Consider the following 14,133-nt stretch of genomic DNA (forward strand, 5'->3'; position numbering starts at 1 on the left):
ATGCAAACTGAACTTCCCTCCGCGGCGATCCGCCGGCGCGGTCTCATGCTTGTTATTTCCTCGCCCTCGGGCGCAGGCAAGTCGACGATCGCGCGTACTCTCCTGGAAAGCGATCCAGCCTTTCAGCTTTCGGTCAGCGTCACCACGCGTCCGCGGCGCCCCAGCGAGATCGACGGCGTCCACTATCATTTCCGCACCAAGCGCGAGTTCGAGCTCCTGCGCGACAATGATGCGCTGCTCGAATGGGCCGAGGTGCACGGCAACTTCTACGCCACGCCCCGCGAACCGGCCGAAGAGGCCATGGCGAAAGGCCGCGACATGCTGTTCGACATCGACTGGCAGGGCGCGCAGCAGCTTCGCGACAAGATGCGCGGCGACATCGTCTCCATCTTCATCCTGCCGCCATCGATGCGCGAGCTCGCTTCACGCCTGACGCGACGCGCCGAGGACAATGCCGACGTGATCGAGGCGCGGCTTAAGAACGCGCGCGTCGAGATCGAGCACTGGCGGGAGTATGATTACGTCGTCGTCAATGACGACCTCGATCGCGCCTTCCATGCCGTGGAGGCGATCGTGAAGGCCGAGCGCTTGCGCCGCGACAGACGTCCCGGCCTGTTCGACTTCGTCAGCGGCCTGCTCGACGAGAAAATCTGAACATTCAGTCGCAATTGACCTGCCAGGAGACGCCGAAGCGGTCGTTCACCCAGGCGAAGCATTTCGAAAAGCCGTAATCACCGGCCGGCATCAGTTCCGCGCCGCCGTCCTTCAGCCGGTCCGCCAGCACCGTCACCTCGTCTTCCGTCCCGCACTGGACGAAGAAGGAGAAGGACGGCGTAAAGTCGAAGTCATGCCGCACGAAGCTGTCGGTCGCATGCACGGTTTGGCCGGCAATGGTGAATTCTGCGCGGTGGATCGTGTCTTCCGGCCCCGGCGCGCCGGGGCCGTAGCGATCGAGCCGCTCGACGGTCATGTCGGGAAAGATTTCGCGGTAGAATTCCAGCGCGGCAATGCCAGTCCCGTCCTGAAACATCAGGAATGGATGAATGGTCTTCACGGCCATGAGAACCTCCTTCCGGAAATGCTCAGATCGCCTGCGCGATCCGCACGAACTCAGCGACCGAAAGCGTCTCGGCGCGCCGCGTCGGCTCGATTGCGACGCGTTCGAGAAGCGTCTCCCCGCCGAGCGGCTTCAGGCTTTGCCGAAGCATCTTGCGGCGCTGACCGAAGGCGAATTCCGTAACCCTGGACAGCTTCGCCGCCTCGACCGGCAAGGGCACCGCACGCGGCACCAGGTGCACGACGGCCGACGTTACCTTGGGCGGCGGCGTGAAGGCCTGCGGCGGCAGGTCGAAGAGGATGTCAGCATGTGTGCGCCAGCCCGCGAGCACGGCAAGCCGGCCATAGGCGTCGTCGTCCGGCGTCGCGACGATGCGTTGGGCGACTTCCTTCTGGAACATCAGCGTCAACGAATTCCAGTAGGGCGGCCACGGCTCGACCGAGAGCCAGCGGATCAGCAGCTCTGTGCCGATATTGTAAGGCAGATTGGCGACGATCCGCACGTCGTCGGCGTCCTTGGCAAGCGCGGCGAAATCGGTTGTCAGCGCGTCTCCCGGGATAACGGTGAGGCGGCCTGGATAGTGTGCGGAGACTTCCTCCAGTGCCGCCATACAGCGCTCGTCGCGCTCGATGGCGATAACTTGCCTGGCGCCGTTGAGGAGCAGCGCGCGTGTCAGTCCCCCGGGCCCGGGGCCGACTTCGATGACCGTCGCGCCGGTCAGATCGCCGGCGCCGCGCGCGACTTTGGACGTGATGTTCAGGTCGAGAAGGAAATTCTGCCCGAGCGACTTCTTGGCGCGCAATTCGTGCCGCGCGATTACGTCGCGCAGCGGCGGCAGGCCATCGATGCTCATGCCGGGAGGCTCATGCGGTCGGCCATACGGATCGCGGCGATGAGGCTGTCGGGCCGCGCAATGCCCTTGGCCGCGATGTCGAAGGCGGTGCCGTGGTCGGGCGAAGTACGGACAAAAGGCAGGCCGAGCGTGACATTGACAGTCTCGTCGAAGGAAAGCGCCTTTGCCGGGATCAGCGCTTGGTCATGATACATGCAGATGGCCGCGTCATAGCTTTGCCGCGCACGGGCATGGAACATGGTGTCGGCGGGCAGGGGGCCGTACGCGTCTATGCCCTCTTCGTTGAGAGCTTCGATTGCGGGTCCGATCGTTTCGATTTCCTCGCGGCCCATGGCGCCGCCTTCGCCCGCATGTGGATTGAGACCTGTCACCGCAAGGCGCGGTCGCCCGATGCCGAAACGCGAAGCAAGGTCGGCAGCGACGATCCGGCATGTCGAGACGATCAGTTCGCGCGTGAGGGCCGCAGGAACGTCTGCGAGTGCGATGTGGATCGTTACCGGCACGGCGCGAAGCTCGGGTCCTGCTAGCATCATCACCGGTTGCATCGGGCGGCCGTAGCGTGCCGCGGCGAGGTGGCCGAGATACTCGGTGTGACCGGGGAAGCGGAAGCCGGCCTCGTAAAGCGGCTTCTTCGAAATCGGGGCCGTGACGATCGCCCGCGCATCGCCGTTGGAGACCAGCTCGGCGGCCCGCTCGATGGCTTCGATGACGCCAGCGGCGTTCTCGCGCAAGGGCGAGCCTGGGCGGTCCACGAAGCTGTTCGCAAGGGGGATCACGGGAAGCGCAGTGGCGAAGGTCTTGGCGTCGCCGATGCCCTCGATGGTGGGAACGTCGATGCCAAGCAGGCGGGATCGATCGCGAATGAGCTGCGGGTCGGCGAGGACCGCGAAGGGCGTGATCTGCGCTTCGCCGCGTGAAGCCCACGCCTTGAGGATGAGCTCCGGGCCAATTCCCGAGGGATCGCCGCAGGTGATGACAAGGGGTGCCGGCACGACGACCTTTCAGCGCCGCAAAGCGCCAGTGCTCTTCCTATCGCTGGACGATCTGGGCGCGTTCGCGCAGCTCGGCCGTGTACTTCTTGCTGAGCGCGTCGGAATCTTCGCTGTTGCCAAGGTTTTCGGCCTCGAACACCGCCTGCGCGACCGTGTCATCGGAGACTTCACGCGCGCTGCAGATTCCGATGAACTCGACGCCGCGGTCGGTCTCGCGCACCACGGTAGCGTTGCCCGCAGAGATCGACTTGATCGGGTCGGCCCATTCGGGCGGCAGCTGCGGTTCGAGCACGCGGCCGAGATCGCGCACCGTCACGTCCATCAGACCCTTGGCGAACTCACGAGTGGAATCACAGCCCTGGAAGCGTGCGCGCATGGCCTCGGCCTCGCGCTTGCGCGTTGCAAGACGTGCGCCGCGTTCGGCGGCCGGCACCACGAAGATCACCTGCTGCAGCATGTATTCGGTCGCGACGGGCTTTTCGCCGCCCTGTTGCAGCATACGCTGCACCGCGTCCTGCTCGCTGACGCGGCTGCCCTGATCGTGCCGGGCGCGGGCGCCCAGCGCCTGGCTCCAGCCCATCTGCGAGCGGATGAATTCAAGGAAATGCTGCTTCGTCACGCCGGTCTGCGACATGACCTGATCCATCTGTGCGGTCGACATGTTGTTCGAACTCGCAAAGCGCTGATAGGCCTGCGCGACGTCTTCCTCGGAGATGTTGATGTTGAGGCGCCGGATCTCGTTGCGGCGCAGCGTCTGCTCGATCAGTTCCTGGGCAGCCGCCTGCTGACCGCCGCCGCGGCGCTGCAGCTGCAAGAAAGCGGCGCGGCGCTGGATATCGTAGCTGGTGATCGGGGTGTTGTCGACGATGTAGCGCACTTCGCTCGCCTGCGCGAATGCCGCGTTGGGCAGAGCCGCAAAGCCGAGGGCGATGGCGAGGGCGATGCTGGCCGAAAGCAGCAATGTCTTCATTCGTCTAGCCTCCTGTCGGGGCGCAAGCCGCACTTGCGAATGGCAAGCCCCTGAAGTGCATCTTGGGCAAAACGATGTCAACGGCCCGTGGAGAGAACTGCGCGGCGTCAGAACGTGGTCGTGCCGTTGCTGGTCGAGCGGCCGAAATCACCCAGCGTCCGCAGCGAGATCGTCACGCCGAAGTCACGCGAGAGGACTTCGTTGTTGATGTTGCCGCGCGTTTCGGAAGCCGTGAAGTTGATGCCGAAGCAATCGTCGTCATAGGCGAAGCCAATGCCGCGTTGGACCATGTTGCTGGTGTTAAGGTCGAACGTCGCGTTTCCGAAGACGCGCCAGTATTCGTGGACCTGCGCCGACCCGCCGACCCGGATCTCCTGTCTCGTTCCCGTTGGATTCTCCGGTGTCGGGCTGAACCCATAGTTCGGCTGCGCGTCGATGAAGGAATATTGTGTCGAAATCGAAATGGCGGGTGTCGAATAGCTTGCTGCGAGATCGGTGCGCCGCATTTCGAGATCGTCCTTGTCGAGTCGCGCACCTGCGGCTAGCGACACGCCGACCGGCGTGCTGAGACCCAGCATGCCGACATAGTCCGAAACGTCGTCTTCGAGGCCGGAATGGGCGCCGGCATAGACGAGGTCCGGCGAGGCGTAGGGGTTGGTGCCGGCCAAGTGGTAGGACTGGCCGATGATTGCGTTCGCGCCCCAGCCGCCGCCGAAATCGCCGGTGTAGCGGATGCCCAGATTGGCGCGCGTGCCGCCCTCGATCCGGTCATAGCCGGAGAACTTGTCGCGCTCGAAGAGGTTCGTCGCATCGAACACGAGGCTTTGCGCGTCCTCGTTCGGAATGCCGAGCGTGTCGCCGTAGGGCTCATCCGGCCGCGCGAAGACCTGACCCATCGGCTCGAAGACATGCGTGGAACTCGAGGTCGAGAACAGGATGGGCCAACGCGTTTCGAGCCCTGCCGTGACCATCGAGCGGTAATAAGCCGAGCGGATGTCGGTGGAGACGCTCTGGTTGAGGTTGTTGCCATAGAAGTTTGCGACGTTTGCGACACCTTCGGCAGCCTGATCGCCGAAGTGGACGCCGATTGCGTCCTGGCGGGCGTGCAGCGATGGCGTGATCAGCAAACCGCCGCCGGTGATGAACGTCCGCTTCCATTCGGCTTCGGCCGTCAGACGTCCCGAGCCGCCATCGAGCCCGCGCCCAGTCGGCGATATCAGGTTTCCATCGTGATCGAACGATTGTCCAAGACGCCCACGGCCGTCGAAGCGGTCGCGCCACAACGCCTGGCTGTTGACGTCAATCGTCAGTTCTCCACCCGCGATCGGCGCATCGGGCGTCAGACTGTAATCGAACGAAGGTAGGACGAAGGGCTGAAGGGGGGATGCGGCGCCGGCGTTGGAGTCGAGAACGGCTTCCTGCTTCGTAAAGTGATAGGCGCGCAGATCGAAGAAATTGCGGCCGTCGAGCCCGGTCAGGTAGACCTGCGAGCGCTGATCGTAGGCGTTTGCCTGCTCGATATTGTAGGTATAGCCGAAATTCTTGTCGGTCTGGGCCAGGACGTCCCAGCCGAAGCTCCAGCGCGGATTGATCGTGAAGGCGCCGCGCGTGGCGATAAGCGCGCGACCGGTCTCCTGCGCATCGACGGTGTCGACCCCAAAAGCATCGGGGTCCCGTTGCGAGATCCCGGCAATCCTCAGATTGTACTGCCCATTGTCGAAGCGCTGGCGCCACTCGGCCTGGGCGAGAAAGCCCTGCTGCGTATATCCGCCGGCCGTCACCGTCAGGTCGTATGTCGGCGAGAGCGCAAAATAGTAAGGCACGTTCACGAACGTACCGATGTTCTCGGAACTCCCGAAGGAAGGGAACAGGAAGCCGCTCTTGCGCTTCACCGTGGGGTCGGCGATCTCGAATGCGGGAACCCATGCGAGCGGCACGCCGAGCAACTCGAACCGCGCGCGCTCGAAGCGGATGGTCTTCGTCTCGCCGTTCCAGATGATCTTCTGCGCCTTGATGTTCCAAACCGGCGGCTTGTCGGGATTTTCCTCGCAAGGTTCGCAAGCCGTGTAGACGCCGCGGTCGAACTCCGTCACAGCGCCGCCGCGCCGCTCCGCGCTGTCCGCGCCGAAATAGACGCGGTCAGGCGTCTCGACGCGCAGCGTGCGCACGAACGCGTCCGCGAAATCGTCGGTGACATCGATCTCGTCAGCCTGGAAGCGCGTGCCGTCCGGATCGATGATTTCGACGCCGCCGCTCGCGATCAGGCGTGAGGTCGCCCGGTCATAGGTGACGCGCTGAGCGACGAGGCGATTGCCGTCATAGTCGATCTGGACAGAGCCGACCGCGGTGATGCGGTTGCGGTCATTGTCGTAGACCAGCGTGTCCGCCTCGAGCAGCATGTCCGCATTGGGATCGGTCTGCGCGGACAGGTCGACGGACTGCGCATTGCCGGGATGCGTCGGGAAGATCAAGGCCGTTGCGGCGATCACGCCGACGAGTGCCGTGGCGCCCAGAAGGCGCTCGGCTCGAACCGCTCTGCTCAGGCCGGAAAGCACGCCCCTCACTAACCGTCCTCTCTGTACAACAAGAATGTCACCCCGAAGAAGCCCGCGACGATCACCGGAAACCAGGCGGCAGCGACAGGCGGCACGAATCCGGCGCTCCCGAACGCCTTCACCAAAACCGTCACGACATAAAGCAGAAAGCCCGCTAGGACGCCACCCAGAATCATGGTCGACGACTCCCCCATTCGGGCAAAACGCATCGACACTGTTGCAGCGATGAGCGTCATCGCGACGAGCAGCGCAGGCATCGCCAGTATCGAGTGCATGTGCATCGCGAAATTGTTCGCCGGCAGCCCGAACGAGCGTGCCGCTGCAATCTTGCGCGGCAGTTCGAAGATCGGAATCGTCTCCGGGCTGGCAAGCCGTTCCAGCACGAATTCGGGCGTCAGGTTCGTCGGTATGGAAACGGTTGCCATCAGTTCCGGCGGATTGCCGCGCGTGGTGCGCCGCGCATTGTCGAGCTGCCATTCGCCCTCTCTGAGAAAGGCGCGTTCGGCGTCGAACCGCGCGATTGCCTCGCTGTCTGGACCCACCGTGATGAATGTGGGGTTAACGAGCTGGAGCCCTTCGTCGAGCACGCCGGCGGCGCCGATATAGGTTTCGGTATCGCCGACGCGCTGCTTGATCCACGGCGCTTCTCCGCCGGCTGCAGGGGTGCTGTTGCCACCTCGTATGTCGGCTTCGAGGAACTGGGTGCGCTCATAGCCGAAGGAAGCCACGGGATTGAGCACGAGCACCGCGAGGAGGCCGAAGATCAGCGATCCGAGGCAGATCGGCAACAGGAATTGCCACGCCGAGATGCCGGCGGCCCGCGCCACGACGAGTTCGTACTTGCGGTTGAGCGAGATCAGCGTCGCGATGCCCGAGACGAGCGCGATGAACGGCACCGCCTGCTGCATGATGAAGGGTGTCTGGAGGGCGGCAAATGTCACGCCCCACCACAGCGAATAGTCGGGCAGGTCGCCCACCCGACGGGAGACTTCCGTGAAATTGACGATGAAGATCAGGCCGAAGACGCCGGTGAAGAACCAGAAGGTGATCACCAGATAGCGCCGCATGAAGTAGCTGCCGAGCGTGCGTCCGATCATGGTTCGCCCTCCGCACCAGATCGCCTGCGCAGGACCGGCTTCAGCGCGCGCTGCGCCCAGAAATCCTGAATGCGCTCGGTCCAGCGTGTCGGAATCTCGAGCCGCTTGTTGGCCGCGATCACCCAGACGCAGACGAGGATCGAGATCAGCGGGACCGCGTACATCGCCGGCACGAAGGCCAGGTTGTCGCCGGCCGCATTGCCGGCGATGAACCCCTCCCAGCGAATGAACAGGGCGATCAGCATGGTCGTGATGAGCGGGTGGATGCGCGATTCGCGAAACGACCGGGAATCACCCGCCACGGCAAGGCCGACGAGTGCGAAGACGAGCGGATACGTCCAGTCTGTCAGCCGCCGGTGCAGTTCGGCCGTGAAAGCGTCGGGCTTTTGCTTGTAGACCGGATCGGCGGGGTCGGGATCGAGAAGGAAGCCCAGCGTCCGATCCTTTGGCAGGTAGCTGATCGTCGTCGTCGCCGGCGCGAATTCGGCGAGGTCGAAAGCATAGGATTGGTATCGGATGACCGAGACGTTGCCTGCTGCGTTGCGGCGATGAACGACGCCGTCCTGCATGACGAGCACGTGCTCGCCATTGAGTTCGATCGTAGCGCCCGTCTCGGCATAGTAGATCAACTCGGTTCCTTCCTCGCGCGTGTCGGCAACGAAAATGCCTGCAAAGCGGCCGTCAGGCAGGCGCTCGCTGATCTGTATGACCAACCCGTCATCGATCGTCTGGAAGGTTCCTTCCGATACGACCGACGTGAGCAGGTCCGCGCGCGCCTCGGAGACGAGAATCCGCAGTCGCTCGCGCGCAAACGGCTCGACGCCGTTCTCGATCGCGAAGGAGGCGATGGACGCGGCGACGGCAATGAACAGGATCGGCCGAAGGATAGTGGTCTTCGGGCTGCCCGCCGCGGTGATCACGATCAGTTCCGAATCGGTGTTCATCGTGGCAAGCGTCTGCGCGACAGCGATGCCGACCGCGAAGGGGATTACGATCGGGATCACTGCGGGCAGGACGAGAGCTGCGATCTCGAAAAAGGTCGCGGCGGACTGGCCGCTGCTGGTCACGACATTGATGCGGGTCAGCACCTGTGTCGTCCACACGATGGCAAGAACCCAGAACAGCGTTACCGCGAAAATCGCGAAGGTACGCCGCATGATGTAGGTTTCGAGCACTCTCATGCGGGTTGATTGATCCGTTCTTTGGGGCAAGTGTAGGGCGATGGATGATGCCGTTGCGTCGCCGCGAGCGCTTGGCCTGATCGTGGAACATACAATCCGCCATCTTGGCAAACAAATGCCAAACACGCATGGTTAACGTTTGATTGACTGTCTCTTTTGGCGCTGGTCAGCCGTCTGTCCTTGAAATGCGGTGCCCGATTCTCTACCGCAAAAGCAACCATTCTCCATTCCGTTTTCTGCCATGAAAGATATCCAATGTCCCAGCGCCCCGTGATCAGCTTCGCCAAGCCGTCTGCCCAGTCCGAGGGGGTCGTGGTGCTCTTGGGCGGCGAGGAAACCGGATTGGCACCGTCGGCGGCGAGCCATGACCCCCAGGGCATCCTGTCGCGCGCCATCGAGGTTGCATCGTTCAAGGGCAAGCTCGGTTCTTCGGCAGATGTTCTCGCCCCGCACGGCACCACGCTCGACCGGCTGGTCGTGCTCGGCATCGGCAAGCCGTCGGCGCTCGACGAGCAGGTCTGGCTCAAGATCGGCGGGGGGGTGCAAGCCGCCGGCCGCAAGGCGAAGAAGGTGACCGTCATTCTCGACGTCGCCGGCATGGAGGCGAGCGCGGTGGAAGCCGCCCAGCTCGCCATGGGCATCCTCCTGCGCGCCTACAGTTTCGACAAGTACAAGACTCGCAAGGATGAGGCCGAGGCCGAGGGCGAGAAGGAAACCGCCTTTGTCATCGCCTGCGCCGATCCGCAAGCGGCCAAGAAAAAGTTCGCCGAGCTCGAAGGAATCGCCGGTGGCGTGCTTCTGGCCCGCGACCTCGTCAACGAGCCGGCCAACATTCTGGGCCCGGTCGAATTCGCCGCCAGGGCGAAGGAACTCGAGAGCCTCGGCGTCGAAGTTGAAATTCTCGATGACGCCGACATGGAAAAACTCGGCATGGGGGCGCTGCTCGGCGTCGCACAGGGTTCGGAACGCCCCGCGCGTCTCGTGATCATGAAGTGGAATGGCGGCAAGGCCAAGGACAAGCCAGTGGCGTTCGTCGGCAAGGGCGTGGTGTTCGATTCGGGCGGCATTTCCATCAAGCCGGCGGCCGGCATGGAGGACATGAAGGGCGACATGGGCGGAGCGGCAGCCGTTACCGGCCTCATGCATGCGCTCGCCGCCCGCAAGGCCAAGGTCAACGTCGTCGGCATTATCGGCCTCGTCGAGAACATGCTCGACGGCAAGGCGCAGCGCCCCGGCGACATCGTCACGTCCATGTCCGGCCAGACCATCGAGGTGCTGAACACCGACGCCGAAGGGCGCCTCGTGCTGGCCGACGCGCTCTGGTACTGCAACGACCGCTTCGAGCCGCGCTTCATGATCAATCTGGCGACGCTGACAGGCGCGATCCTGATCGCACTCGGCCAGCATCACGCAGGTCTCTTCTCCAACAACGACGACCTCGCCGGCCGTCTCTTCGCGGCCGGCCAGGCGACGGGCGAGAAGGTCTGGCGCATGCCGATGGGGCCCGATTACGACAAGCTGATCGATTCGAAGAACGCCGACATGAAGAATATCGGCGGCCGCCATGCCGGCGCGATCACCGCGGCGCAGTTCCTCCAGCGCTTCGTCAAGGATACGCCTTGGGCGCATCTCGACGTCGCGGGCACGGCCATGGGATCGCCCACCAACGAGATCAGCCAGACCTGGGCATCGGGCTATGGCGTACGGCTGCTCGACCGCCTCGTTCGCGACCACTACGAAGGCTGAAGCGCGCTTGACGGAAGTCCTGTTTTATCACCTGACCGAATCGACGCTGGAGGAAGCACTGCCTGCGCTTCTTGAGAAATCGGTCGAGCGGGGGTGGAACGCCGTTGTCCAGACGGGAAGCGCGGAGCGTCGTGACGCGCTTGACGCGGCCTTGTGGACGTTTCGCGACGAATCCTTTCTGGCGCATGCGGTCGACACCGAACCCCACGCGCCGGAGAACCCGGTCCTGCTCACCGTCACGACGGGCAACGCGAATGGCGCGCAGATCCGCTTCATGGTCGACGGCGCCGAGGCGCCCGACCTTACGGCCTATGAGAGAGCGGTCTTCATGTTCGACGGCCACGACGACGATCAGCTTCGCAAGGCGCGAGAGAGCTGGAAACGACTGAGGCAAGAAAGTCACACTGTCACCTATTGGCAGCAAACAGCGGACAGGCGCTGGGAACGCAAGGCTTGAGCAAGAGTTCTGGCGTCATGAATAGAAGTCTATCCGCTCTCGCTCTTCTCACCGCTATCGTTGGCCTTGCAGGCTGCGGCAGCGAAGCGCCGATTGCACAGACGGCCGAGGCGGCCGCTCCGGTCGTGGAAACGCAGCCGGGCGTGGGCCACATCTATGGCCGCTGGGCGCGTGACTCCGCCTTCTGCTCGGCCGATGGCACGAGCCGTGTCATCACGATCGGCGAACAGAAGCTGGAATCGCGCAACTACGCCTGCAGCATGACCACTCCTGAAGTGAACGGGGAAGGGTGGCTCGTGACGCTCGAATGCACCGGATCGAATGGTGCGGAGGACGTCACCGAACGCGTGCGTTTCGTCCCAGACGAAGAAAAGCTCGAACTCAACTATATCGACCGCACCGAACGCAATGACGAGCGGCTGGTCCGCTGCCCCTGACTTGACGCGTCAGATATCACCGAAATCGCCGCCGCGTCCCTTGCCGGACGCGAACCGGGCTGCGCCGGAAGCGCCTTCCGCGCGGAAGGTGCCGGCGCTCTTCCATTCGCCAGCAAGAGCGCGTGGCACGGACTGGGACCACTGGTTGATGACCGACCGCCGGTCGGCCCTCATGCAGCCCTGCGGAAACCGCGTCAGTGTATCGGCGAGTTCGAGCGCTGCATCGAGCGCGCCGCCATCCGGGCTGAGCCGCGTCGCAAGGCCGATGGCAAGGCACTCCTCGGCCTCGACCTTTCGGCCGGTCAGGATCAGGTCCATCGCGCGGCCGTGACCGACGATGCGCGGCAGACGAACCGTGCCGCCGTCGATGAGAGGAACGCCCCAGCGCCGGCAGTAGACGCCCATATAAGCGGACATTTCCATGACGCGCAGGTCGCACCACAGCGCCAGCTCCATGCCACCCGCCACTGCCGGGCCGCATATTGCGGCGATGACGGGCTTGGACAGGTCAAGCCGCGTCGGCCCCATCGGCCCCTTGCGTGGCCGGTCGTTCACGCCGTCGGAATCTGCGTCGAGCGCATGTTCTGCGAACCAGACGTCATCGACGCCTCCCGCCGCGTGCTTCAGGTCGAATCCCGCGCAGAATGCGCCGGGCACGCCATTCAGGATCGCGACGCTCTGACTGTCGTCGGCATCGAATTCAGTGAAGGCGGCGAACAGCGCCTCGGCCATCTGCGGATTGACGGCATTGCGCGCTTCGGGCCGGTCGATCGTGACGATGGTGACTGCGCCCCGTCGCTCGGTCCGGATGGTCATGCCGCCGTTCCGTCTTCATATTCGCTCGACAAGGTGAGCCACATTTCCTCGTGCCGGTCGAGCGCGGCGACATGGTCTGAGCGCTCCTTGGCCAGTTTTGCCGCCTTGCCCGGATCGCGCTCGTAAAGTGTCGGCACCGCGAGTTCGGCGTCAAGCGCCTCGATCCGCTTGCGCGTGCGCTCGATCAGCCCTTCCGTCGCCTTGATCTGCTTGGCAAGCGGCTCGAGCGCGGCGCGCCGTTGCGCGGCCTCGCGCCGCTTGTCGGCCTTCGACGCCTTGTCCGTTTCGCGCTTCTCGCGTCGGTCGGACGAGCCGCCCGTGACCACCTGGCGGTAATCGGCCATGTCGCCGTCGAAGGGGCCGACCCGGCCGTCCTTGACGAGCCACAGCCGATCCGCCGACGCCTCGATCAGGTGCCGGTCGTGGCTGATGACCATCACCGCGCCGGAATAGTCGTTCAGTGCGTGGATCAGCGCCTCGCGACTGTCGATGTCGAGATGGTTGGTGGGCTCGTCGAGGATGAGAAGGTTCGGGCCGTCGAAGGCGGCGATGCCCATCAGGAGCCGCGCTTTCTCGCCGCCGGACAAGTCCTTTGCGGGCGTCAGCATCTTCTCCGTCACCAGCCCCATCTGGGCGACCCGCGCCCGCACCTTGGCTTCGGGCGCATCCGGCATCAGCCGGCGCACATGTTCGATCGCGTTTTCCTCCGGCCGCAGATCGTCGAGCTGGTGCTGGGCGAAGATGGCGACCTTGAGGCCCGGCGCGATCGTCATCGTGCCCGATTCGAGCTGCAGGCGGCCCGAGAGCAGCTTGGCGAAGGTGGACTTGCCGTTGCCGTTCGCCCCCAGGAGGGCGATGCGGTCGTCGTCGTCGATCCGAAGCGACATGCGCGACAGAACGGGCTTTCCCGGCTTGTAGCCGACCGAACCGCCCGAGATCGCGATGATCGGTGCTGCGACGGTTTTTTCCGGTTCGGGGAAGGTAAAGGGCCGCACGCTCTCGCCCATGAAGCTGTCGATCGGCTTCAGCTTCTCCAGCGCCTTCAGGCGCGACTGCGCCTGCCGGGCCTTCGAGGCCTTGTAGCGGAAGCGCTCGACGAAGGCCTCCATGTGCTTGCGGTGGGCTTCCTGCTTGACGCGCGACTTTTCCTGCAACTCGGCCTGCTCGGCATACTGCCGCGCGAACTGGTCGTAGCCGCCGCGCCAGTAGGTCAGCTTCTTGTTCTCCAGATGCACGATCGAGGAGACTGCCCGGTTGAGCAGGTCGCGGTCGTGGCTGATCAGCAGGACGGTGTGCGGATAGCGCGACAGGTAGTTCTCGAGCCAGAGCGTGCCTTCGAGATCGAGATAGTTCGTCGGTTCGTCGAGGAGCAGCAGATCCGGTTCGGCGAAAAGCACCGAGGCGAGCGCGACGCGCATGCGCCACCCACCGGAAAAGGACGAGGCCGGCCGCTTCTGCGCGGCCTCGTCGAAGCCGAGGCCGGCCAGAATGGTCGCCGCGCGCGCTTCGGCCGAATGCGCGTCGATATCGGCAAGCCTCGTCTGGATTTCCGCGATCCGGTGCGGATCGTGCGCCATCTCTGCCTCGCGCAACAGCGCTGCACGTTCCTTGTCGGCCTTCAGCACGATCTCGATCAGCGCTTCTTCCGTTCCCGGCGCTTCCTGCGCCACATGGCCGATGCGCGTGTTCTTCGGCAGGTTGATCGACCCGCCTTCGGTGGGCAATTCGCCGGTAATCGCCTTGAAAAGCGTCGTCTTGCCGGTGCCGTTTCGGCCCACGAGTCCGGCCTTGGCGCCTGCGGGAAGGGAGAGCGTCGCGTGGTCGATCAAAAGCCGACCGGCGATGCGCAGCGAGATGTCGTCGAGAACCAGCATGATGGTGAGGTGTTTGGACTGCCATTGCATCGCGCGCAAGAGGGCGCCGCAAGCGAGCTAGATCATAGCAACCAAGGACGCCGTGGTCACGAATATGT

13 protein-coding genes are annotated in these 14,133 nt (G+C 64.1%); 4 read left to right on the forward strand and 9 right to left on the reverse strand.

What is annotated here, in order from left to right:
• Positions 1 to 654, forward strand: coding sequence for a guanylate kinase (gene gmk / locus GTK01_RS12630; protein ID WP_252926248.1), 654 nt, complete (start codon positions 1 to 3; stop codon positions 652 to 654).
• Positions 655 to 658: 4 nt separating this feature from the next.
• Here gmk and GTK01_RS12635 read toward each other — a convergent pair whose 3' ends face one another.
• From GTK01_RS12635 to lptF, 7 genes are all read right to left on the reverse strand, one after another.
• Positions 659 to 1,060, reverse strand: a complete 402-nt coding sequence (locus GTK01_RS12635; RefSeq protein ID WP_252926249.1) for a VOC family protein — start codon at positions 1,058 to 1,060, stop codon at positions 659 to 661.
• A 22-nt stretch (positions 1,061 to 1,082) separates the two neighbouring features.
• Entirely contained in the window at positions 1,083 to 1,910 is an 828-nt protein-coding gene (gene rsmA / locus GTK01_RS12640; protein ID WP_252926250.1) for a 16S rRNA (adenine(1518)-N(6)/adenine(1519)-N(6))-dimethyltransferase RsmA, read from the reverse strand.
• Positions 1,907 to 2,902, reverse strand: coding sequence for a 4-hydroxythreonine-4-phosphate dehydrogenase PdxA (pdxA, locus tag GTK01_RS12645; protein ID WP_252926251.1), 996 nt, complete (start codon positions 2,900 to 2,902; stop codon positions 1,907 to 1,909). Before pdxA ends, rsmA begins: the two co-directional genes overlap by 4 nt.
• A gap of 37 nt (positions 2,903 to 2,939) precedes the next feature.
• A complete protein-coding gene (locus tag GTK01_RS12650; RefSeq protein ID WP_252926252.1) occupies positions 2,940 to 3,872 on the reverse strand; it encodes a peptidylprolyl isomerase in 933 nt (310 codons plus the stop codon).
• Positions 3,873 to 3,979: 107 nt separating this feature from the next.
• Positions 3,980 to 6,436: an LPS assembly protein LptD gene (locus GTK01_RS12655; protein WP_252926253.1), complete on the reverse strand. Its 2,457-nt coding sequence runs from the start codon at positions 6,434 to 6,436 to the stop codon at positions 3,980 to 3,982.
• Positions 6,436 to 7,524 carry an LPS export ABC transporter permease LptG gene (gene lptG, locus GTK01_RS12660; RefSeq protein WP_252926254.1) on the reverse strand — a complete coding sequence of 363 codons (1,089 nt, stop codon included), beginning with the start codon at positions 7,522 to 7,524 and terminating at the stop codon, positions 6,436 to 6,438. The genes GTK01_RS12655 and lptG overlap by 1 nt, the downstream gene beginning before the upstream one ends.
• The gene (gene lptF, locus GTK01_RS12665) at positions 7,521 to 8,705 is read right to left on the reverse strand and encodes an LPS export ABC transporter permease LptF (RefSeq protein ID WP_252926255.1); all 1,185 of its coding nucleotides are present in this window, start codon (positions 8,703 to 8,705) and stop codon (positions 7,521 to 7,523) included. The genes lptG and lptF overlap by 4 nt, the downstream gene beginning before the upstream one ends.
• 255 nt (positions 8,706 to 8,960) lie before the next feature.
• Here lptF and GTK01_RS12670 point away from each other — a divergent pair, with 255 nt between their 5' ends.
• Genes GTK01_RS12670 through GTK01_RS12680 form a run of 3 tightly spaced genes read left to right on the forward strand, consistent with a single transcriptional unit; the run spans position 8,961 to position 11,345 of the window.
• A complete protein-coding gene (locus GTK01_RS12670) occupies positions 8,961 to 10,451 on the forward strand; it encodes a leucyl aminopeptidase (protein WP_252926256.1) in 1,491 nt (496 codons plus the stop codon).
• Between the two features lie 7 nt (positions 10,452 to 10,458).
• A complete protein-coding gene (locus GTK01_RS12675) occupies positions 10,459 to 10,908 on the forward strand; it encodes a DNA polymerase III subunit chi (protein WP_252926257.1) in 450 nt (149 codons plus the stop codon).
• Between the two features lie 17 nt (positions 10,909 to 10,925).
• On the forward strand, positions 10,926 to 11,345 hold the full coding sequence (locus tag GTK01_RS12680; protein WP_252926258.1) for a lipoprotein: 420 nt from the start codon (positions 10,926 to 10,928) through the stop codon (positions 11,343 to 11,345).
• A gap of 9 nt (positions 11,346 to 11,354) precedes the next feature.
• On the opposite strand, the gene GTK01_RS12685 is transcribed toward GTK01_RS12680, so the two are convergent.
• Together GTK01_RS12685 and GTK01_RS12690 are read right to left on the reverse strand one after the other, a co-directional pair.
• A complete protein-coding gene (locus tag GTK01_RS12685) occupies positions 11,355 to 12,161 on the reverse strand; it encodes a crotonase/enoyl-CoA hydratase family protein (RefSeq protein WP_252926259.1) in 807 nt (268 codons plus the stop codon).
• Positions 12,158 to 14,035 (reverse strand): ABC-F family ATP-binding cassette domain-containing protein, encoded by a 1,878-nt coding sequence (locus GTK01_RS12690; protein ID WP_252926385.1) that lies wholly within the window; start codon positions 14,033 to 14,035, stop codon positions 12,158 to 12,160. Before GTK01_RS12690 ends, GTK01_RS12685 begins: the two co-directional genes overlap by 4 nt.
• Positions 14,036 to 14,133: the final 98 nt, after the last annotated feature.

Source organism: Aliihoeflea sp. 40Bstr573 (assembly GCF_024105655.1).
GTDB lineage: Bacteria > Pseudomonadota > Alphaproteobacteria > Rhizobiales > Rhizobiaceae > Aliihoeflea.

Bases quoted from the DNA above. Each gene is read 5' to 3' on its own strand.
- gmk (WP_252926248.1), top strand. From the start codon at position 1: ATGCAAACTGAACTTCCCTCCGCGGCGATCCGCCGGCGCGGTCTCATG.
- GTK01_RS12635 (WP_252926249.1), bottom strand. From the start codon at position 1,060: ATGGCCGTGAAGACCATTCATCCATTCCTGATGTTTCAGGACGGGACT.
- rsmA (WP_252926250.1), bottom strand. From the start codon at position 1,910: ATGAGCATCGATGGCCTGCCGCCGCTGCGCGACGTAATCGCGCGGCAC.
- GTK01_RS12650 (WP_252926252.1), bottom strand. From the start codon at position 3,872: ATGAAGACATTGCTGCTTTCGGCCAGCATCGCCCTCGCCATCGCCCTC.
- lptG (WP_252926254.1), bottom strand. From the start codon at position 7,524: ATGATCGGACGCACGCTCGGCAGCTACTTCATGCGGCGCTATCTGGTG.
- lptF (WP_252926255.1), bottom strand. From the start codon at position 8,705: ATGAGAGTGCTCGAAACCTACATCATGCGGCGTACCTTCGCGATTTTC.
- GTK01_RS12670 (WP_252926256.1), top strand. From the start codon at position 8,961: ATGTCCCAGCGCCCCGTGATCAGCTTCGCCAAGCCGTCTGCCCAGTCC.
- GTK01_RS12680 (WP_252926258.1), top strand. From the start codon at position 10,926: ATGAATAGAAGTCTATCCGCTCTCGCTCTTCTCACCGCTATCGTTGGC.
- GTK01_RS12685 (WP_252926259.1), bottom strand. From the start codon at position 12,161: ATGACCATCCGGACCGAGCGACGGGGCGCAGTCACCATCGTCACGATC.
- GTK01_RS12690 (WP_252926385.1), bottom strand. From the start codon at position 14,035: ATGCTGGTTCTCGACGACATCTCGCTGCGCATCGCCGGTCGGCTTTTG.